At 38.1% G+C, this 19,772-nt stretch carries 20 protein-coding genes; 8 read left to right on the top strand and 12 right to left on the bottom strand.

Annotated elements, in window-relative coordinates; genetic code table 11:
* Positions 1-29 precede the first annotated feature (29 nt).
* The gene (locus tag AC2JBO_RS06315; protein ID WP_496952784.1) at positions 30-815 is read left to right on the top strand and encodes an MlaE family lipid ABC transporter permease subunit; all 786 of its coding nucleotides are present in this window, start codon (positions 30-32) and stop codon (positions 813-815) included.
* A 69-nt stretch (positions 816-884) separates the two neighbouring features.
* Here the strand turns inward: AC2JBO_RS06315 and AC2JBO_RS06310 are convergent, their stop codons facing one another.
* The 9 genes from AC2JBO_RS06310 to AC2JBO_RS06270 form a co-directional block, all read right to left on the bottom strand.
* Positions 885-1,898 (bottom strand): phycobilisome rod-core linker polypeptide, encoded by a 1,014-nt coding sequence (locus tag AC2JBO_RS06310; protein WP_496952783.1) that lies wholly within the window; start codon positions 1,896-1,898, stop codon positions 885-887.
* 350 nt (positions 1,899-2,248) lie between these two features.
* A complete protein-coding gene (locus tag AC2JBO_RS06305; protein ID WP_496952782.1) occupies positions 2,249-2,587 on the bottom strand; it encodes a CpeR family transcriptional regulator in 339 nt (112 codons plus the stop codon).
* Positions 2,581-3,210 carry a chromophore lyase CpcT/CpeT gene (locus AC2JBO_RS06300; RefSeq protein WP_496952781.1) on the bottom strand — a complete coding sequence of 210 codons (630 nt, stop codon included), beginning with the start codon at positions 3,208-3,210 and terminating at the stop codon, positions 2,581-2,583. The genes AC2JBO_RS06305 and AC2JBO_RS06300 overlap by 7 nt, the downstream gene beginning before the upstream one ends.
* A gap of 105 nt (positions 3,211-3,315) precedes the next feature.
* Positions 3,316-3,843, bottom strand: coding sequence for a phycobiliprotein lyase (locus tag AC2JBO_RS06295; protein ID WP_496952780.1), 528 nt, complete (start codon positions 3,841-3,843; stop codon positions 3,316-3,318).
* Between the two features lie 132 nt (positions 3,844-3,975).
* Positions 3,976-4,359 carry a phycobilisome linker polypeptide gene (locus AC2JBO_RS06290; protein ID WP_496952779.1) on the bottom strand — a complete coding sequence of 128 codons (384 nt, stop codon included), beginning with the start codon at positions 4,357-4,359 and terminating at the stop codon, positions 3,976-3,978.
* Between the two features lie 186 nt (positions 4,360-4,545).
* A complete protein-coding gene (locus AC2JBO_RS06285; RefSeq protein WP_496952778.1) occupies positions 4,546-4,686 on the bottom strand; it encodes a rod-capping linker protein CpcD domain-containing protein in 141 nt (46 codons plus the stop codon).
* A gap of 259 nt (positions 4,687-4,945) precedes the next feature.
* Positions 4,946-5,497 carry a phycobiliprotein lyase gene (locus AC2JBO_RS06280; RefSeq protein ID WP_496952777.1) on the bottom strand — a complete coding sequence of 184 codons (552 nt, stop codon included), beginning with the start codon at positions 5,495-5,497 and terminating at the stop codon, positions 4,946-4,948.
* A gap of 118 nt (positions 5,498-5,615) precedes the next feature.
* Entirely contained in the window at positions 5,616-6,311 is a 696-nt protein-coding gene (locus AC2JBO_RS06275) for an ankyrin repeat domain-containing protein (protein ID WP_496952776.1), read from the bottom strand.
* Positions 6,312-6,334: 23 nt separating this feature from the next.
* Entirely contained in the window at positions 6,335-6,913 is a 579-nt protein-coding gene (locus tag AC2JBO_RS06270; RefSeq protein WP_496952775.1) for a phycobilisome protein, read from the bottom strand.
* A 102-nt stretch (positions 6,914-7,015) separates the two neighbouring features.
* Here AC2JBO_RS06270 and AC2JBO_RS06265 point away from each other — a divergent pair, with 102 nt between their 5' ends.
* Positions 7,016-7,678 carry a HEAT repeat domain-containing protein gene (locus AC2JBO_RS06265; RefSeq protein WP_496952774.1) on the top strand — a complete coding sequence of 221 codons (663 nt, stop codon included), beginning with the start codon at positions 7,016-7,018 and terminating at the stop codon, positions 7,676-7,678.
* Positions 7,679-7,749: 71 nt separating this feature from the next.
* Here AC2JBO_RS06265 and AC2JBO_RS06260 read toward each other — a convergent pair whose 3' ends face one another.
* Positions 7,750-8,487, bottom strand: a complete 738-nt coding sequence (locus AC2JBO_RS06260) for a hypothetical protein (RefSeq protein ID WP_496952773.1) — start codon at positions 8,485-8,487, stop codon at positions 7,750-7,752.
* A gap of 188 nt (positions 8,488-8,675) precedes the next feature.
* Entirely contained in the window at positions 8,676-9,011 is a 336-nt protein-coding gene (locus AC2JBO_RS06255) for a hypothetical protein (protein WP_496952772.1), read from the bottom strand.
* Between the two features lie 217 nt (positions 9,012-9,228).
* On the opposite strand from AC2JBO_RS06255, the gene AC2JBO_RS06250 reads away from it, so the two are divergent.
* The 6 genes from AC2JBO_RS06250 to AC2JBO_RS06225 all read left to right on the top strand — a co-directional run bounded on the left by AC2JBO_RS06250 (position 9,229) and on the right by AC2JBO_RS06225 (position 18,719).
* A complete protein-coding gene (locus AC2JBO_RS06250; RefSeq protein WP_496952771.1) occupies positions 9,229-9,429 on the top strand; it encodes a hypothetical protein in 201 nt (66 codons plus the stop codon).
* A 531-nt stretch (positions 9,430-9,960) separates the two neighbouring features.
* Positions 9,961-10,689 carry an ABC transporter permease gene (locus AC2JBO_RS06245; RefSeq protein WP_496952770.1) on the top strand — a complete coding sequence of 243 codons (729 nt, stop codon included), beginning with the start codon at positions 9,961-9,963 and terminating at the stop codon, positions 10,687-10,689.
* 275 nt (positions 10,690-10,964) lie between these two features.
* Positions 10,965-11,702 (top strand): DUF928 domain-containing protein, encoded by a 738-nt coding sequence (locus AC2JBO_RS06240; protein WP_496952769.1) that lies wholly within the window; start codon positions 10,965-10,967, stop codon positions 11,700-11,702.
* Between the two features lie 118 nt (positions 11,703-11,820).
* Positions 11,821-14,547: a CHASE2 domain-containing protein gene (locus AC2JBO_RS06235; RefSeq protein WP_496952768.1), complete on the top strand. Its 2,727-nt coding sequence runs from the start codon at positions 11,821-11,823 to the stop codon at positions 14,545-14,547.
* Positions 14,544-15,860 (top strand): sensor histidine kinase, encoded by a 1,317-nt coding sequence (locus AC2JBO_RS06230; RefSeq protein WP_496952767.1) that lies wholly within the window; start codon positions 14,544-14,546, stop codon positions 15,858-15,860. The genes AC2JBO_RS06235 and AC2JBO_RS06230 overlap by 4 nt, the downstream gene beginning before the upstream one ends.
* A gap of 339 nt (positions 15,861-16,199) precedes the next feature.
* Positions 16,200-18,719 (top strand): CHAT domain-containing protein, encoded by a 2,520-nt coding sequence (locus tag AC2JBO_RS06225; RefSeq protein WP_496952766.1) that lies wholly within the window; start codon positions 16,200-16,202, stop codon positions 18,717-18,719.
* A gap of 2 nt (positions 18,720-18,721) precedes the next feature.
* On the opposite strand, the gene AC2JBO_RS06220 is transcribed toward AC2JBO_RS06225, so the two are convergent.
* Positions 18,722-19,772, bottom strand: a 1,051-nt coding sequence (locus tag AC2JBO_RS06220) for a sensor histidine kinase (protein WP_496952765.1), incomplete at its 5' end; no start/stop codon positions are given.

Here is a 19,772-nt window from a genome sequence, read left to right as displayed (position 1 = left end):
TAACATAGTTGCAAAAATACTTTGTAATAATGACTATAAAATTGCAACAAAAGCAAAGCGTTAATTCCCTAAATGGCATTGTACATTTTATTTCAACTGTACTACTTTTCGGTCAAGTTTGGCTACGCTTTATTCAAGGAAAAACTTGCTACAGCAAGGTTATGGAACACATGGTCAAAGTCGGGCCTGGTTCTATGAATCCAGTCTTACTTGTTAACTTTTTTGCTGGTATGATTTTTACTATTCAAACTGCCAGAGAGTTAGTTAAATATGGTGCTGTAGAAAGCGTTGGGGGTGCTTTTGCTTTAGCTTTTTGTCGAGAATTGGCGCCAATTTTAACATCAAGCATTATTGCCGGACAAGTTGGTTCCGCTTTCGCCGCAGAAATAGGTGCTATGAAAGTTACAGAGCAAATTGATGCTCTTTATATGCTCAAAACTGACCCAATTAATTATTTAGTTGTTCCAAGAGTAATAGCCTGTTCCTTAATGGTGCCCATTGCTACTATTTTTGGTTTAGTAGTGGGAGTTCTTGGTGGTATTTTTGTTGCTGCACAGTTTTATCAAATTACTCCAGAAGTTTTTTTAGAATCAATTAGGACGCTTTTATCAACATCCGATTTATTAATTGTTTTACTCAAGGCACTTATTTTTGGGACGATGATTGCTGTTAATAGTTGTAGTTGGGGACTGGTTACGAGAGGAGGAGTTAAACAAGTTGGAGAAGCAGCAACCGCAGCAGTTGTTAGTTCTTGGGTCGCTATCTTTATGGCTGATTTCTTTATCTCATTACTTCTACTGGAAAAACCAATATAAAAGTTAAAAGTGCTGAGTGCTGAGTTCTGAGTGTAAAGTTTTAACTCAGCACTCAGCACTTTACACTATTTAATAAAATACTTTACTGCGCCATTTGTTTAAACGGGCTTCACCAATAGTCGCTAATCTCCGTGCGTCGGCTATTTGCTCTTGGAGTGAAGCTATTTGTGCGGTTTGAGAATCGGATTTTTGCTGTAGCGATGAATACACGTCGATAGATGGTGCGGCACCACTTGCCTGCCAACTAGATATTTGTGCGGCGCCAATACTGGCAAAAGGACGCAGTTCGGCAAGCTGCTTTTGTAATGCTGCGATTAACTTTTCTTGTTCGTTTATTTGCTGACTTACAGATTGTGCTAAATCATACTGTACGTATGGACTAACTGGTTCAACGGCTTTTTCTAAGGGTTTCGGTTTGAAAAGTTCTGTCAACAAAGCATTGACATCTGTATATTTCTGTGTTCCTGATGGTGTATTAGTAATTAAAGGTCGCACTAACTTAGCTTTATTTCCTTCAGTCAAATCTTTATCGCTGCTAGATTCACTTCGCATTAGCTGGAACATGTTAGTAAATCCTAACATTTTTTTTCCTGGCTGAGTTTGAAAACCTCGGTGGTAAGGTACGACATTCTCACCGAATGTATCAAGATATTCGTCACTGTCTAAATATGTATCGACATCTGTTTCAAATCCATACTCATCCAAGATTTTGCTATGGTACGTCATTTCACTGTAATCATCAGGCGCCCGTCCGAGTAAATGCTTAAAATTTAACTCTATCGCGCGGTAGCGATAGCAGTCGTTGAAAAATCTGGAGCGGTAAAATTCTGACTTGGCACAGCAACGCACAAATTCACGTACTGTAATATCACCGTTGCGTAGTTGCGACTCGGCGACTGTTAACCTTTCGCTTTCCATAATATGAGCATTTCCAAACACTTGTCGATATACTGCTCGTATTACAACTTCAATATCTGATAATTCGGCGCCTTTCCAGAGTTCAACTGGAGTTAGGTTGGAACCTACTCCTACACTAAATTTCGATGTGCGGCTGAGGGTAGAATTTACAAAGCTACTTGTCACTTCAAAATCTCCTAATACTAAATGCTTTTGTTACTAATGCTCTGTGCCATTAAATTTAGGCGTTTGTAATCAGCAATGCGTGTGCTTAAATTAATAAATTAAGGACTTCAGTCCTTACTACAATTATAAATACCAAGTTTTTGTATTCTTAATAGTTAAAATTTATAACAAATATTTTTATTTGACTGTGAAGCGATGAATATATATTAATTTGATTACTTTTATCTAATGCGTGCTAATAACCAATGACTAATAGTCAACCACAAGCAAAAAACTAGCCACCAGCTATTAGCTATAAAATTGTCAGTCTATGAAAGCAGTTTTTATCGAGTACTAATCTTCACATGAGATTAACATCGCTCATCAAAGCGGGTATAGAAACCACCGTATTTAATCCAGTATTGTTTCAAGGTATGATGAGGTGTATGTAAACTCGCTTTGGCTTGATAAAGAATCACTTGACGATGGGCGCCCATCCAAATTTTGTTGATGGATTCGACCGAAATTAAAGTGCCTCCTAGTGATGCTACGCATTCAGCGAAGCGTTCTATTGTTGTGTATTCAACTGTTTCAAAAATGAAAAAGTGACCAGAACAAATGAGATGACGACTGCGTATCCAGCAGCGCATCTTCTTTTCAGCCTGTGGCGGCAACATTTTTGTACTCTCTGACTCTAATTGCATTAACATAATTCGCTCACCGCAGGAACTTCGTGTGCAAAGCTTTGTTTCTTCTCAAAACGTAGGGGACCAGCTGTTGAACCCCATATTTGTTCATGAGTTTCTACATCCATGCCTTTATCAAGGCTATCCCAAGTATTCTCGGTTAGTGTCACTTCACTAACGAGATAAGTTTGACGACCGTTACGCGGAATTAGACATTTTTTGCCCGGTTCGACGTTTCCTAAAAATACGTCACCCTCACGTTGAAACACCATTGAACAACAATGGCGCCGAGTTATGCTATTTATGCTGATAGTGTGCAAAATGTCAAGAACCCGCGCGGCGCCTGCATACTGAACTGGGTCAGAAAGCCCATAGTTTTCGATATAAACATGGTCTCCCTTATCTACAAGCCGATGAATTCCTTGCCGATAAGGTGTCCATAAGTCATAATCGTAAACCTGTTCTGAATAAAATCCGATGCCGGAAAAAAAATCAAACGGCAACGGACGAAAGAAAACGTGGATGTGGGCATACTGTTTAGAATTCGCAAACGCTTGCTTTTGATTACTAAAATCCCCCGCCATCCACCGCGCAAGAGTTAACAAATCACTGGTATTTGCACTCTGAGTGGTGAGTGATATAGTCATATCATCTGTCTAAAAAAAAAGCAAAAATATATGCTTCCTATAATGTTGTAGCCTGAATTATTCGATTTTGTATTGAATCCAAAATCCAAAATCCGAAATCCAAAATTATTTGTTAGAGAGAGAGCGAATTTCCGATGCAAAGGAAGCTGTAGTAATACCATTACCGTCACTTGTTTTGATCATGGCAACACGAAACCGAACGTTCGGATTTGCAAACCAAATTCGTTCTTCCGCTGCGGCACGGTCATATTCGGTATTGAGTGTAAAAACTCCGTCGCTTCCAAATTGATAACGTCCTGCTGCACTTACCGTTTCAGCATAACCTTGGTCGCGCAGAAGTTTACCTGTAGCTGGGTTTGCGTCTGGAACGGGAACTAGAACTGTAGTACCAGATAGTGTTTTTTCGTCCCAGTCAGACTCACCTTCCCATGTCATCCGAAACGGATGAGTTATAGCATTGATATCAACGTCGTATATGTTGCAAACCTCTACAACTGCTGGGTCATCGGTTGCTAATGGTATTATGTCAATTGTCGAAAGCACTTCCTCGAAGTGGGCGAAAGCAAGATGATGACCGCTACGTTGCGACCGCCATCGTCCTAACGAAAGTTCAAAGAATTCGGTAATATTCATCACAAAACAAGTTTTAAAAGCAAATTAAAATATTTAAAAGCTTGAGTTGCTTGAACCATGCCCTTTGTACAACTTAATCTCTATAACTAAAAATTAAAGTCATCGCAAGCACGATTCAAACACGAAAAAAAGTTAACCACGAGGCTTTTTTGAACTTTTGGAATTCTTCGCCTTTGTCGCTGCTGTTTTTCCAACCTTGTCAGTTCTGTCTGATGTTTCAGACAAAACTTTGGTATCCATCTTGGTCTCTATCTCAGGCGCCGTAATTTCAACAGCATTGTCAATTTGATGATTTTGATTATCACTTATGTTTAGTACAGGCATCGTGACATTGACAACTTTCCCTCCTGTTCTGGCAATGCGCTGTATAGTTTGTGATAATCGGCTGAACGGTATTTTGACTGTGTAATTGCTAACATGTACTTGTTTGTGAGCAGCACCTGTAACCTCGACCAGCACAAAACGACTGTTAGAGTCATTGGAGCCTATCGTGCTAGTAGTTGCTATACCGTACATATTTCATTGCCTCCGAGGAATAAATCGTTTGAACTGTATTACATGTAATCTACCTTCAGGTAATCGTTTTTTTAAATAAAGGTATAACTCCCTACACTTTATCATTAATAATTAAAACTTTCCATGTTAAATGATGTTTATTTGTTGAATTAGAACCGGGTAATAACAAAAACCCGGTTTCTATTTTTAGATCTCTGTAATGCTGACTATTTTGCCGCTAGTACGGTTTACCCGCTGAATTTGCGGTGTCATTTTACTTGCTGGAACGATGTATTCGGTAACGCTACTGCGCCGAGGGCTTAATCGTGATGCTGGTCTAAATGCCATCGATTCAACTCTCCAGTTAACAATCAAATTTGAGCAATTATGATAAAAAATTTACAAAACTTCATCATATTTTACCAAAGGCAACACGCTAAACAATAGTCAGAATGCTTTGGCTGCAATGATTGCTGAGTTATGTAATTTTTTACATCATTCTCTGTTCTAATCTTCGTATGCCTTTGGGGCGATTTTTGTTAAAAATTGTTAATTTAAATTATATCTTGAGGAGTAGGGAAGCAATTAATGCTGCCTCCCTAAGATTTCAGGCTTTTTGTTCGACTCCAAACCCGACTAGTACTACTTCAGATAGAGGTTTTTCTGGCTCAGGGCGCCGATATGTGAGAATACGACGAATGCGTAAGCTAGGGTTAATCATGGTAATAGAGTCAACCGCGACTACACGGGTATAGTTGGTAGTCATTAATAACTCACGCTTGGCAAGGTCGAAACGAAAATCGGCTATTATTGGTCTCTCTTCTTCATACGCGCGGTCTCTTAAATATTTTCCTTGGAGAAAAGTAGACTCATCCCCTTGGGTAACAAAGAGCATGTTTAACTGCTGCGAAACTTTTTCACCTTTTTCAGAAACAGTTTCAAACTTGAGATGATACCCAGGTAGACTATGAACATTAGGTGGTACGCTGAAAGCGTTATCAGCAAGTACTTTGAGTTTAAGCGTTTCGTTTATCGGTTCGACGACAAACTCTGTACGCGAACGCTCGACTTCTTGTTGTGTTAGATAATGATAAGTACGTTCTGTAGCCCAATTACCGACACAATCATCAAAAAATTGTTGAAATTCCGAGTTAGACATAAATGTAGGGTGCGTGACGCTACCAACAATCTTAAAACGAAGCCAACAATTTTGTAGCGTCACGCACCTTACTTACGAGGAGCGGAGGAGCGGAGTGAGGAATGTAGAGACTATTCTTTTACTCTACTGCTCCCGCGCGTTTGAGTAGTTCCACAGTTGGAGCGGAACCGACTATTTTTTTAGCTTCCGTTAAGGCAGTAGTTCCCCAACGGTTTCGTGCATTGACTTCAACATTATTCTCTAGAAAAAGTGCTACTGTTGAACCGTGACCGCGTGCGGCTGCTAACATCAATGGTGTCCACCCGACAATATTCGCAATATTCAAAGCGGCGCCTGCTTGAATTAATGCTTGAACAGTTTCGGTATAACCATTATCTGCTGCAATGTGTAAAGCTGTGTCGCCAATATAATTACCTGCATTAATATCTATACCCCGTTCTACCAAAGTTTTGATATACTGCGTATAACCCTTACGTGCTACTGACATCAGCACATTTTCTCGGTAGTTATTCTCACCACTAATATCGGCGCCCTTTTCTAGCAGTAAGCCGATTACATTGGGATAATTTGATTCTGCTGCGTACATCAATGCTGTATAATTCGACTCATTTCTCGCATTAATATCGGCACCGCATTCAAGTATATAATTAACGACATCAAGATAACCCTCAGCAACAGCCATCATTAACGCGGTGGTATCACCCCGACTTAGGGTGTTGACATTGGCACCTTGAGCAATTAAGTTTTCAAGCGAAAATATATCGCCTCGAATGGCAGCAAAAATCAACAGTTCATCAATACTATATTCACTCATTTACCTACTCATTGTAATTGCACCTAACTGTTAAAAGCTGCCATTTTTTGAATTAAATGGTCAAAATATGGTGCCAGAACTGATTGTTGACTTTGTTCACAACGTCTCAAAGAAGCAGCTTTAAGTCCTTCTAGTCCAACAAGCATTGCATCCAAGGGTACTTTCAATTCTTGATACAGCAATTTCATATAATCCAACCCAAGAGAAGAAGTGTATTCTGTATGCTGTCCAGTAATACCGTAAGTAATACAGCGCTCGAAGTGCCAAAAATCACGCCAGCAGGCAGCCGCACGTTCGGGCGGATAAAGACCACCCCCAGGACTGGTAATATCAGGAAAAGTCGCTAAAACTTGTTCGCGCGCTTCCTCTATAATTTCAGTCACATGGTCACGAAAGTATTTCACAACCGGGATAAACTCACCCTTTGCAGGTGCAAGCAACTGAATTTGTTGTAAATCTTCATCTGTCAGATACTTACCAGCATCATCTGCTGCTTGGAATATTTGTATAGCTTCGCTTGGGTGCGTTTGTTCCCATTGGGCAAAGCTAACAATTCGCGCTTTCGCGATGAGTTCTTTAACTTTTTCGCTTAATTGGGTCATTGGATAAATGTTAAAGTTATGAATGAATTATCAATATGTATAACTTAATATACAAACGAAGCCATAAAATAAAATTAAAATTATTTCTGACCGGGTATTTTCATGGAACTCGACCAAATCGAAGCAAATTTGAGAAACCCAGATTATCAATATCGCTTGAAAGCGGTAGCTGCACTTAAGGACTACGAACCACTAATTGCAGTCCCACTATTACGCGCGCAGCTTCATGACTTAGAATTTTTGGTGCGCTCGTTTGTTGCGATGGCACTAGGTAAGCAACGCACAGCTGAGTCATTCGCCATTTTATTGGAAATAATCAAATTTGATGATACTCCGAATGTACGCGCGGAAGCTGCTAATTCGTTGTCGTTATTTGGTAAAGTCGCAGTCAGTCACTTGGTAACCGCATTTTATCAAGATGACCATTGGCTATTGCGCCGGACTATACTTGCTGCTTTGGTGGACTTAGAATGTCAAAACGAATTACTAGATGTATGCATTCAGGCGCTTAAGGACGAAGATACAACTGTACAGGAATCAGCGGTTGATGCGCTAGGGACTTTGGCTAATTCCAGCGTCTACCTATCAGCATTATCTCAATTACTTGGAGTTGTTGACAATTCTTCTTGGCGAATGCGTCAACGTGCTGCATATGCATTGAAGCGATTTAAAGATTATCAAGCAAAACAGGCACTACGTTTACTACGTCAAGACCAAGACCATCGTGTAGTTGGCGCCGCACTAGAAGATTTGTTGCCAAAATAAAATAAATCAACCTGGGGCGGGCAAGGATGCCCACTTCACAAGAGATTTTGGGAAATTTTTTAAAAGTCAATCTATCCTCTACGAATGGCAATAGTATAACTTGGTCTTTGATTTTGTTCGCGTTGTGTTTTCACAAGTCGTAAATCGCGGTCTACATACAAGTGTTCTAAAACTGGAGTTGCGAGATAAGTTTTCTCGAATTTCTTAACTGTATTCTTATCTAAGTTTTCTAGTATAAGGGTTTGGGGCACTCCCCCATTCAATAACTTATCTTTAACTTTTGTGTTCACTACGGTACTAAACCACTCATCCGCGTCATTAATAGTTAGAGAAATATCTCTGTTTCTGAATGCTTGGAATATTCCGACATTTTGAATATACCATTGGTTGTTTTGAGCTTCATACTTCTGCATGACCATGAAGTCATACGCTGGGAGCTTTGCAGAAACTTGCTTTAAGAATGATGATTGATGCCCTGGTGCATAACGCGCGATGTTAGCATACAAACCATCTGCGTGAAAAATTTGATATGACGTGGAATGTATTCGCCCAGGTAATACATCATGGAATGGTATTGTTGACCAAACAGGAGTCCAAACACCAAGCACTATTGGTATTTGATCTTCAACAACTGGATATGGATTACGTTTGCTCAACTCCTCAAAATATGGCAGCAGTTCGTTGTGGAAAAATTGAACTTTAGTTTTTAATGGTTCTGTATCTTTGTTTCTAACCAACTCTAAAAGTTCATCTTTAAGTTCTTGTGTGCTACGATAGCTTAATTCTTTACTAATGAGTATATTAACCATTATAATTAACCTTACAGTTATAATATTTATATGAATGTTTATACTAGCTTCTTTAAGTGGAGCATTTTATTGAAAGTTTGACATCATTCCTTAGGAATAAAATAATAAAAAGGAAAGGGAAACAGGGTTAACTCTTTCCCCTTTTTCAGTATTAACTTTCCACTTTTGCTAGCTTTTGTTCGGCGCCTTTACCAGACTCTCTCACCGTTCTCATCAACGCGCGCTTTGCGAATTAAGTCAGATATTTCTTCTGCGTCTTTAACGTGGTGAAGTGCTTTTTCTTCACCATTTTCATCTTCAGCAACAAAATATGTTGGTACAGTAATATGGTCTCCTGTGATGTCTGGAGAATCAACAGCTACTTGCTTTGATTTTTCTTCAATGGACTGAGGCTCGTCGGCAATTCTATCTCCGGGGTTTGCCGTCAAATTTTGCTCTTTTACATTTGGCTGGTTTTTATTCTGTCTATCTTCGTAAGTTGGGCTAACAGGTTGATTGATAGGTTCTTGGGAATTAGTACTCATAAATTAGTTTAACAAAGTTTCTAGACGATACTCATACAATCTAGACAAAGAAATTTACAATTAAATCTTTCATCGGTAAGACTTTTAGCATCGACTAAAGTCTGAAGTATAATGCAAGTAATAACTATAACTTTAGGCTGATAGTAGATGATGCGATAAGATTGTTAAGTGCGTCAATCGCTTCGCTCAAATTCAAAATTGCAATTAGTGGGGGCTTATGTTTATTAACGATTTTCTAGTTTGTTTACGAATGACTGCTGATAAGTGTACTCAGGGTAAACCTTCTAGCTGCTACATCAACCCTCCCTGCGGTTGCCGAAACCCTGGTAAAGAAATTGAATGCGAAAATTGCGAACACTTAGAAGCTTGTTTATCGCGCGCTCAAGTAAAACCTTTGAATAGTTACATAACTCGTTAATACTCTGTGTCATTAATCTTGGGGGGTTAGCTTGCAACGGATCAGTGATCCGTTGCTAATACATATGTATTTTTTTGAACTTATCCGTTGCATCCGATTGAATTACTGGTGGATATAAATAATAGCCCCAGTAAAAACAGCCCCAGTAAAATTAAATAACCACCAGTAAAACCTGATTACTATTTTCTGCTCAGATACGGCGCCTCTTCTATATAACCATGTTCCAAAACGTGATATGCAACGTCGAGTGCTGTTTATGTGTTTTGCTGTAATTATATTTACCACGGAGACTGTTAGGGCACAGAGGGTTATTAACTGGTTTGGATTAATTACTGGGGGATATAAATAGTAGTAACGTGTAAGGTGATTTATCCGTTACATCCGTTGCACTTGACATATTTTTTTGTTTGTGATATCAACGAAATTACATAGAATTAAATTTGATTAAATAAAGTGAGTACACCTTTAACCTCTAGGAAGCCGCGTGTCGTATCATGGCAAGCGGTTTTCTCATTGCTAATGTTCGTTTTTATGTACTTGCCAATTGTGGTGCTTGGTTTTTATAGCTTTAATCAATCACTTTACAGTGCTTCCTGGGAGGGATTTACTTTAAGTTGGTACGAAAAATTATTTAGTGATGAGCGCATTTTGTCGGCGTTAAAAAATAGTTTGATTGTTGCAATAAGTGCAACGGCTATATCGGCAGTGTTGGGAACGTTGATGGCCGTGGGTTTGGCTCGATATAAATTCCCTGGTAAAAGTTTGTACCAAGGTGTTGCTTATTTACCGCTGATTATTCCTGATATTGCGATTGCTGTCGCTACCCTTGTTTTCTTAGCTGCGTTTGCTGTGAATTTAAGTATCTTAACAATTATCGCGGCGCATGTGGTTTTTTGCCTTGCCTATGTGGCTTTGGTAGTATCTTCACGACTTAATAATCTCAACCCTTATTTAGAAGAAGCAGCGCAAGATTTAGGCGCCACTCCATTTATCGCATTTACCAAAGTTTTGTTACCACAGTTGACACCTGCGATTTTAGCTGGTTGTTTGCTAGCTTTTGTACTGAGCTTGGATGATTTTCTAATTGCTTCTTTTACTGCTGGTAGTGGCGCCAGTACATTACCGATGGAGATATTTAGCCGCATTCGTACTGGTGTCAAGCCTGATATTAACGCTCTGAGTGTAATTTTAATTGCAGTGTCTGCGACTATTGCCGGAATTGCTGAGTTTGTGAGAATCTCTGGAGAATCAAAGCGTTAAAAACTAAAGTAATTAATAAAATATGACAAACTATTATAAAGATACTGCTAATTATTATATCATTTTATGAAGCTAATTTAATTTTGAGGTGAAATTTGTACATTTGTAACAGTTGTTGTAACATCTTTAAAGGCTTATAGTGCAATGAGTACAGCAATTGCACGGATGTCATCAAACAAGTGCTACCCATAGACTAGTGATATCCCAACGTCTACTGATATTCTAGAAATTAACATCTCTTCCTGAAAGCATAAATGCTCAATAGTAAGTTTTTTATGCCAAAAAGTAATATGCTATTAACGAATTTACGGGTGTCGGTAGCCACAATGCTAACATTGATAGTCATACCTCTGCTGTCAATGCCAAGTATGGCAGGAAAAATCACTTTTAGACCTCCAGGTGACCCGGCACCGAAGGGTTCTTCTGGAGGAGCATCGCGCGACACTAATGGAGTTGCCGCTTGCAGTAGAGCACGTTCTGGTATTGGGCAATCCGTAACACCCGTCTTACCGACAACTAACATCGGCTACACTTTGACGGAACATCCAACAATATTTGTTTATGTCCCGCAAACGATTGCTAGGCAAGCACTGTTTAGCATTCAAGATGAAGATAATAATGACGTTTATCAAACCAATATTGATTTGCCTAAACAACAAGGTGTGATGAGCGTGAAGCTACCACTAACGGCGCCTGGTATCAAAGCAGGTAAGAACTATAAATGGTCTTTGGTAATGATTTGCACTGCATACTTAGAACCAGATAGCCCTTTTGTAAGTGGATGGATTCGTCGGGTTGAGCGTAAAACTAATATTAACAATCAAAACAATCAAACTGTAACATTAGACTCTATTTCTAAACTAGCTGAAACCGGGATTTGGTATGATACACTTAGCGAACTTGCCCAACTACGAAGGTTACAACCGAAAAACAAAGTTTTAGCTGCATCTTGGCAAGACCTTCTTTCTTCGGTCGGTTTGAATGCAATTGCTTCAGAACCACTAGTTAACTGAGTTGTTAATTGCTAATGTTTGTAAGTGGGGCTATGCCCTACCTACTACGTGTGTTTTAAAAATCAAATAGCTCTATATTTAGTTAAGAATTAAAGTTACCAATTTTTTATTTCTGCGGATGTGGTTTAAATTTAAAAAACAACTTTGGCGATGGCGTGTAGTATTAATAACATCTCCTAGTGTCGCAATCTGTATTATTGCGGCTTCAATGTTGGGATGGTTTCAACTATTGGAATGGGCGACCCTAGAGCAATTTTTTGCAATGCGTCCGCAAAAACCATCAGAAAATCGTATATTAGTTGTTACTTATGATGAGGAAGACATTACCAACACAGGTCAAGCATTGATTCCTGATGGTGTTATAGCGAACGCAATTAAGAAAATTAGGCAATTTTCCCCTAGCGTTATTGGTATGGATATTTACCGAGATTTACCAGTAGACCCAGGTCATCAACAATTAGTTGAGGTAATGGAAAGTACACCTAATTTAATCGGAGTAAAGAAAATTGCGGGAGAAAGGGTAGCTTCTCCTTCAACTTTAGCCAAGCTCGACCGTGTGGCACTTGCGGATATTATTTTGGATAGTGATGGTAAAGTACGACGAGGTTTGTTAACGGCTGCTGATAAAAGCGGAACTATCTACGAAGGTTTATCTGTACGATTAAGCCGAATGTATTTAGAACAAAGGGGTATCAACTTAAAACCCCTCGATGAAAGTCAAACGATACTTGGTTTGGGTAAGGCTGTATTTAAACCACTTCGTCAGAATCAAGAATTTAATTATTACGGCGCCGACTTAGGAGGATATCAAATTCTTCTTGATTTTCGTGGTCATCAAGATGATTTTGAAACAGTAACACTAAAACATATACTCAACGGCTCAGTACCCAAGGAAAAAATAAACTCGCGCGTAGTTCTGATTGGTTCAATTGCACCTAGCAGCAATGATTTTCATAGTGTAGGTTTCTACAGTACTCCACAATATAGTAACCAATGGATGCCTGGAGTGATTATTCATGCCAACCTAACAAGTCAAATTTTGAGTGCAGCGCTTAACGGAACACCTTTACTACGAGGATTATATTTACCAGGTGCATCGCTTTGGATTTTAGGCTGGTCTTTTTTTGGTAGTGCAGTTAGCTGGCAACTACTGAGGGTCAAAGCATCGCAAAAGAAATCCTTTTCTATATTATTGATAGGTGGAGTTGTTTTTTGTGCAGGCGCAATACTTACTATCAACTTTGCTGCTTTTACAACAGGTCTGTGGATTCCTTCGATTTCACCAATTTTAGCCTTATTTTTATCTACACTTATCACAATTATATATCATAAACAGTTCCAACTTGAACAAGCTAATGTCCAGCTGCAAGAGTATTCCCGTACTTTGGAACAAAAAGTTTATTTACGTACCCGTGAACTTGCTTTGTCAAAAGAGACTGCTGATATTGCCAACCAAGCTAAAAGTGAATTTCTTGCTTCGATGAGTCATGAGTTACGCACCCCTCTTAATGGTATCTTAGGATACGCTCAAATCCTCCAACGTTCGCAAACCATGACAAAGCCTGAACTTGATGGAGTCAATATTATCCAAGAATGCGGTTCGCATCTATTAACTCTAATTAATGACATTTTAGACTTATCAAAAATAGAAGCACGTAAATTAGAGTTGCACAACACTAATTTTCACTTTTGTTCATTTTTAACAGGTATTGTTGAAATGTGCCGAATTCGAGGTGAGCAAAAAGGTATTATTTTTTTTGCTAATCTTGATGCACAGCTACCTTTAGCTGTTTATTCTGATGAAAAGCGCTTGCGACAGGTCTTAATCAATTTAATAGAAAATGGAATTAAATTTACTGAGAGTGGACAGGTTTCATTCTCTGTCCAAGTTTTAAAAACGAACACTAATTCTAGCCAGATTAGATTTAAAGTTATTGATACAGGGGTTGGAATGACTGCTCAACAAATACAAAGGATTTTTTTGCCATTTGAGCAAGTTGGGGAAAAGAAAAAGCAAGCTGAGGGAACTGGGTTAGGGTTGGCTATTAGTTCTAAAATTGTTGAGTTGATGGGTAGTAAAATTTACGTTGAGAGCAATTTAGGTGTCGGTAGTAGATTTTGGTTTGATGTTGATTTAGTTGTTTCACAAAAATTTGTTCATTCGATTATACATCCAGTTAAAAACATAATTGGTTTTCGAGGTAATAAGTATAAAATACTTGTTGTTGATGATCAATGGGAAAACCGCTCGGTTATTGTTAACTTATTGGCGCCTATAGGTTTTAGCTGTTTTGAAGCAAGTAACGGTCAAGAAGCGTTATTACAAGCTGAACAAATACGTCCTGATTTAATTATTACTGACTTAGCTATGCCAGTAATGGATGGCTTTGAATTGATGCGAACAATAAAAAAACATCAGTATTTATACAATACTGTCATTATAGTTTCTTCCGCAAGTGCATTTGAAACCGATAAGAATAACAGCTTGGCAGCAGGTGGAGATGATTTTATTCCGAAACCTATACAGCTTGATTTGTTAATCAATATATTAGAAAAGTATTTAAAAATTGAATGGATTTATATAAATGCAACTGACGAACGGAGCAAATATACTGTAGCAATAAACCATGAGTTAGTGCTTCCACCTTCAAACGATATAGAGAGTATCCTTGATTTAGCTATGCGAGGCAATATTAAAGACATTCATAAAATATTAGATATACTAGAAACTACAGACAAGGATTTTAGTGCCTTTGTCTTTAAAGTCCGTGAGCTAGCTAATAAATTTCAACCAAAAAAAATTAAGCTTTTTATTCAAAATATCATTAGCCAACAAAAACTATGATTAAAACTCCTTTTATAAAAGCGACTATATTAATAGTAGACGATAATCAAAATAACTTGAAAATGTTGTGTGAAGCAATCGCAAATTCTGGATGGGAGATTTTAGTAGCGAACGATGGTGAAAGCGCTATAGAACAAGCAGAATATGCTCATCCTGACTTGATATTGCTTGATGTTATGATGCCTGGAATTGATGGATTTGATACTTGTCAACTCCTCAAATCTAATTTGGCAACTTGTGAAATTCCCATTATATTTATGACTGCTTTATCAGATACTATCGATAAAGTTAAAGGTCTTTCTATTGGTGGGGTTGATTATGTTACAAAACCGTTTCATACTGAAGAAGTTTTAGCACGCATTAATGTACATCTTCAACTGCGTTTTTTAAATAAACAGCTTGAAGAACAAAAACAAGATTTAGAAAAGCGTGTTGCCGCGCGTACTACTGAATTATCGCAAGCACTGCATGAATTACAGCAGTCACAACTTCAGTTAGTACAAAGCGAAAAAATGTCAACACTTGGTCAATTAGTTGCTAGCGTTGCACATGAAATAAATAATCCTGTCGGATTTATTACAGGTAATTTAAGTCATTTGGCAGATTACACTTATAAAATTATCAATCACTTGCAAATTTTCCAGCGTAATTATTCTGAACCAAATTTAGAAATAACTCAAGACGCAAAGCAAATTTGCTTAGATGAGTTAATTAAAGAAATACCTGATGTTATTTCTTCGATGGAAGTTGGCATTGACCGTATATCTAATATTAGCACTAGTCTTAGAAATTTTTCTCGTTCAGATACATCAAGTAAAGTCGAATTTAATATTCATGAAGGTATTGACAGTACTTTGATGATTCTTAAACCTCGTTTAAAGGCAAGTAAGAAGCATCGAGAAATAGAAGTTATACGGCAATATGGGAATTTGCCCCTTGTTAACTGCTATCCCGGACAGCTTAACCAAGTTTTTATGAATATTATTTCTAATGCTATAGACGCTTTAGAAGAGTCTGTATCATTTGTAGGTAAACATGATAAAAATCATGCTATCTTGGCTATAAATATTGTCACTTCTCTTGCAAATGAGAATTTTGTAAGTGTTTTAATTAAAGATAACGGTTTAGGAATGGATGCAGAAATTAAAGCTAAGGTTTTTGACCAGTTTTTTACTACAAAGGCTATTGGTAAAGGAACGGGTTTAGGATTATCGATTAGTCGTCAAATTATTGAAAAACACAATGGAACTATTACTTGCATCTCGGATTTAGGTCAAGGAACGGAGTTTATTATTAAAGTTCCAATTTCTTGATAGATATTTTACTATCATTCATTACATAGAAAATTTATTTTTGATTTAACACAACGGTGCCTAGTCCGGAAAAGTAAACAATTGCACCAATTAATATAGCATTCATCCTTATTAATCTATAAAAAATCATGTTTATTTAACGAACCACAAAGGACACAAAGAACACAAAGAAAAATGCATAATAATTTTTACAATTTTTGCACGGAATGCTATATAAAAAATAAAGATAAATTTTATACTAGTGCGCTTAGTAATATAAAAATAAAATTTAAAAAATTAAAATTAACTAACCTTATTTTAGTTCGTGGGTTCCAGCTTTGTATAGGGTTTATAACTTTTTTGCTAGTAGTAAATATAACTCCTGTTGGGGCAAATAGATATCATACTGTATCGTATCTTTCTGCTCAAGCAACTGAACAAAACTCAAAATTAGATTTTCTTGACCAGGGTCGAAGTCGGTTTGAAGCAGGACAATTTGCCGAAGCTGCTTCATTGTGGCAAATTGCCGCAGCTAACTTTGAGCGTCTCGGAGATACACGAAATCTTGCGTGGAGCTTGAGCTATTTGTCACTTGCATACCAAAATCTGGGAGAGTGGCAAAAAGCCGAAACTGCGATTGATACTAGTCTTAAAGTATTACAGTATCGACATTCAAAAACAATAAATCCTTTAACACTTGCTGTTGTATTAAATACTCAAGGTAGCCTCAAAATTGCCATCGGTCAACCTGAAGCTGCTTTAAAGAGTTGGCAAGAAGCGGAGCGCGCGTATACAGCAGCTAATGATACAGTAGGTCAAATTGGTAGTAAAATTAACCAAGCTCAAGCTCTACAAGCACTGGGGTTGTATCGTCGGGCTAAAAGTGTGTTAGCAGAAGTTAAGGATAAATTGGCGTTACAGCAAGAAAAATCTCTCAAACTCAAAGCTTTACGAAGTTTGGGAGTAGCTCTGCAAGTTGTTGGTGATTTACAAAAATCTGAAGAAGTTTTACAGGAAAGTTTGAATATCAGCCAAAACTTAGGTTCGGTTGCTGATACAAGTGAAATTCTATTCAGTTTGGGAAATACTCAACGTAGTTTGTTAAAAACACAAGCTGCTCTAGACTATTATTCTAAAGCCGCAGCGACAGCAACAAATCCAAAACTTCAAGTCGAAGCACTGCTTAACAAACTCAGTATATTTGTTGAAGCATCACAAATCGAGCAAGCTCAGGCACTCGTCCCACAAATAAAACCGCTTTTGTTGCAACTTCCAGCTAGTCGAACGTCAATTTATGCAGCAGTTAATTTTGCTACAAGTCTTAAGCAATTATCGCAAAAAGACAAACGTGAAGAAACACACTACAAATACGCAGCGCAAATTTTAGCCAGCGCGATTAATCAAGCTAAGAGTTTAAATGATTCACGTGGCTTATCTTACGCTTTAAACGAGTTAGCAAAATTATACGAGTCTTCGCAGCAATTAGAACCTGCTTTAAAGCTAAGTAATGAAGCTCTTTCCATCTCCCAAGCGATTAATGCTTCTGATATTACTTATCAAGCTGCTTGGCAAGTTGGGCGCCTAAATAAAAGCAAAGGTAATATTGAAAGTGCGATTGCTGCATATAGTTCTGCCGTTGAAATTCTAAAGTCATTACGAAGCGATTTAGTAGCAATTAATACTGATATCCAGTTTTCGTTTCAAGAAAGCGTTGAACCTGTTTATCGTGAATTAGTATCACTGCTACTTTCATCAAACCCAAGTCCAGCGAACCTGAAGAAAGCACGCTCTTTAATTGAAGCGCTGCAACTTGCCGAGCTTGATAATTTTTTTCGCGAAGCTTGTATTGACGCAAAACCCCAACTAATCGATAAAATCGACTCGGATGCGGCAGTAATATATCCAATTATACTAGAAGACCGCCTTGAAGTCATTTTATCAATGTCGGGTGGTGAGGCACTTTCTAGTTACCGTGTAACAGAGAAGCAGACCCAAATCGAAAATACCATCAAGTTGATGCGGCAATCGCTCAACCCAGCATTTTCTAAAACTTCACGATTACAGGTTTCGCAACAAATATACAATTGGCTAATTCGTCCCATAGAACCACAATTAGCGCGTCGCAATATTAAAACTTTAGTTTTTGTACTTGACGGTTCGTTTCGTAATATACCAATGTCTGCTTTGCATGACGGGAAAAATTATTTAATAGAAAAGTATAATGTTGCACTATCTCCTGGCTTACAAATTATGCGCTCGCAACCAGTGAAAAGCAGGCACCTAAAAGTGATAGCAGCGGGACTAAGCAAAGCGAGTCAAGGATTTAAAGCGTTACCAGGAGTAAAATTGGAAGTTACAGAAATTTCTTCTCAACTGTCAACTAAATTACTTCTAAATGAAAAATTTACTGACTCGAATTTAAAAAGTTTAATCAAATCTACGCCTTTTTCGGTGTTACATTTTGCCACACACGGTCAATTTAGTAGTAAATCAGATGATACATATATTGTGACGTGGAATGGAAAAATTAAAGTTAAAGAGTTAGATGAACTATTGTCCGCGCGTTCTTCTTCAGAGTCAACGCCTGTTGATTTAATTGTTTTGAGTGCTTGTCAAACTGCCAAAGGTGACAACCGCGCGATATTAGGTTTAGCAGGAGTGGCTGTAAGAAGTGGCGCCAGTAGTACAGTTGCGACTTTATGGGCTGTGCAAGACGAGTCAACTGCTTTGTTTATGGTTGAATTTTATAAACAACTAAGCACTCCTGGTATAACTAAAGCTCAAGCATTACGCAACACCCAACTTATATTTCTAAAAAATAAAAGTTTCCAACATCCTTTTTACTGGGCTCCGTTTGTCCTAATTGGCAACTGGTTATAGAACTATACAACTGTTTCCCCATGCAAATGTCCCAAACACATACCTTTTGAATCATCAACAGCTTCCAAAGGTAAGAAAATAGTCATTACTTCACCATGTTTCGGACGCTGACGCACAATTAACTTACCGCCTATCGCTTGGAATAAATGCTTCGTAGCTGCTAAATTTAAACTAATTGTTCCAGTTTCTGGTTGAAACATTAGCAATTGACCGATAGCTTTACGAATTGGTGGTGTACAATCTGAATTGTGAAGATTTGCATCATTACCTTGTAATAAAGGTAATAGCTGTAACTTAAGCTGATTGCCAGCAGTAATGACTTGCACCTGCAACTGGCTGCCAGATGGTAAATTTCGAGCAAAGTTCTCAATTAAATTAGTAAGAACCCGGTCTAACATATTTGGATTGCTTACAACTGTTGGTAACTTTTGCGGTAGTACCACATTCAACGTCAAATTACGACGACTTGCTGCTTGTTGCCAACGAGGAATACTTTGCTGCAATACTTGTTCTAAACACATCGGTGTTAGATGCGTACCATTTGCTGAATTTGAAGTTTCCAGTTCCGCAGCTCTAAACAGTAGTTCCATCCTGTCGATTTGTTCTGTACACTCGTGATCAATCATCTGTAGTCGCTTGATGACGTTTGCTGGTAAGTCTTTATGCTTAAGCAATAAACGTGTTGTTGTACGAATAGTTGCCAAAGGAGTACGGACTTCATGGGCAAAAGCCTGGAGAAGCTCTACATCAGAACGATATGAGGTGGAGGAAACTGGTATATGATGTTCAGATGCGTTTGCGTTTATAACTTGCAAATCTTCCTTATCACTAGCAAAAGTACACTCTTTTATATTTTTCTCAAATGGCAGTTCTGCTAGCAGCAATTGGCTAAACTGCGTCATGATACGGAAATCAGGCGCCACTTGAGGATAGTTTTGTACATTTGTCGCGATGTCGGCAAATTCGTCGGGGTTAACCAACATGATGCGTGCGCTTAATGCTTTCCAAGCTTGCTGTACAGTTTCCGGGTCAAAAGAAAATGAAAACAATTTA

The organism is Calothrix sp. CBUCES-K 9914 (assembly GCF_059640475.1).
This window is presented reverse-complemented; position numbering and strand designations above follow the sequence as displayed.

Coding starts and splice junctions, on each gene's coding strand:
- AC2JBO_RS06315 (WP_496952784.1), top strand. CDS start 30: ATGACTATAAAATTGCAACAAAAGCAAAGCGTTAATTCCCTAAATGGC.
- AC2JBO_RS06305 (WP_496952782.1), bottom strand. CDS start 2,587: ATGTTAATGCAATTAGAGTCAGAGAGTACAAAAATGTTGCCGCCACAG.
- AC2JBO_RS06300 (WP_496952781.1), bottom strand. CDS start 3,210: ATGACTATATCACTCACCACTCAGAGTGCAAATACCAGTGATTTGTTA.
- AC2JBO_RS06295 (WP_496952780.1), bottom strand. CDS start 3,843: ATGAATATTACCGAATTCTTTGAACTTTCGTTAGGACGATGGCGGTCG.
- AC2JBO_RS06290 (WP_496952779.1), bottom strand. CDS start 4,359: ATGTACGGTATAGCAACTACTAGCACGATAGGCTCCAATGACTCTAAC.
- AC2JBO_RS06285 (WP_496952778.1), bottom strand. CDS start 4,686: ATGGCATTTAGACCAGCATCACGATTAAGCCCTCGGCGCAGTAGCGTT.
- AC2JBO_RS06280 (WP_496952777.1), bottom strand. CDS start 5,497: ATGTCTAACTCGGAATTTCAACAATTTTTTGATGATTGTGTCGGTAAT.
- AC2JBO_RS06275 (WP_496952776.1), bottom strand. CDS start 6,311: ATGAGTGAATATAGTATTGATGAACTGTTGATTTTTGCTGCCATTCGA.
- AC2JBO_RS06270 (WP_496952775.1), bottom strand. CDS start 6,913: ATGACCCAATTAAGCGAAAAAGTTAAAGAACTCATCGCGAAAGCGCGA.
- AC2JBO_RS06265 (WP_496952774.1), top strand. CDS start 7,016: ATGGAACTCGACCAAATCGAAGCAAATTTGAGAAACCCAGATTATCAA.
- AC2JBO_RS06260 (WP_496952773.1), bottom strand. CDS start 8,487: ATGGTTAATATACTCATTAGTAAAGAATTAAGCTATCGTAGCACACAA.
- AC2JBO_RS06255 (WP_496952772.1), bottom strand. CDS start 9,011: ATGAGTACTAATTCCCAAGAACCTATCAATCAACCTGTTAGCCCAACT.
- AC2JBO_RS06250 (WP_496952771.1), top strand. CDS start 9,229: ATGTTTATTAACGATTTTCTAGTTTGTTTACGAATGACTGCTGATAAG.
- AC2JBO_RS06245 (WP_496952770.1), top strand. CDS start 9,961: ATGTACTTGCCAATTGTGGTGCTTGGTTTTTATAGCTTTAATCAATCA.
- AC2JBO_RS06240 (WP_496952769.1), top strand. CDS start 10,965: ATGCCAAAAAGTAATATGCTATTAACGAATTTACGGGTGTCGGTAGCC.
- AC2JBO_RS06235 (WP_496952768.1), top strand. CDS start 11,821: ATGTGGTTTAAATTTAAAAAACAACTTTGGCGATGGCGTGTAGTATTA.
- AC2JBO_RS06230 (WP_496952767.1), top strand. CDS start 14,544: ATGATTAAAACTCCTTTTATAAAAGCGACTATATTAATAGTAGACGAT.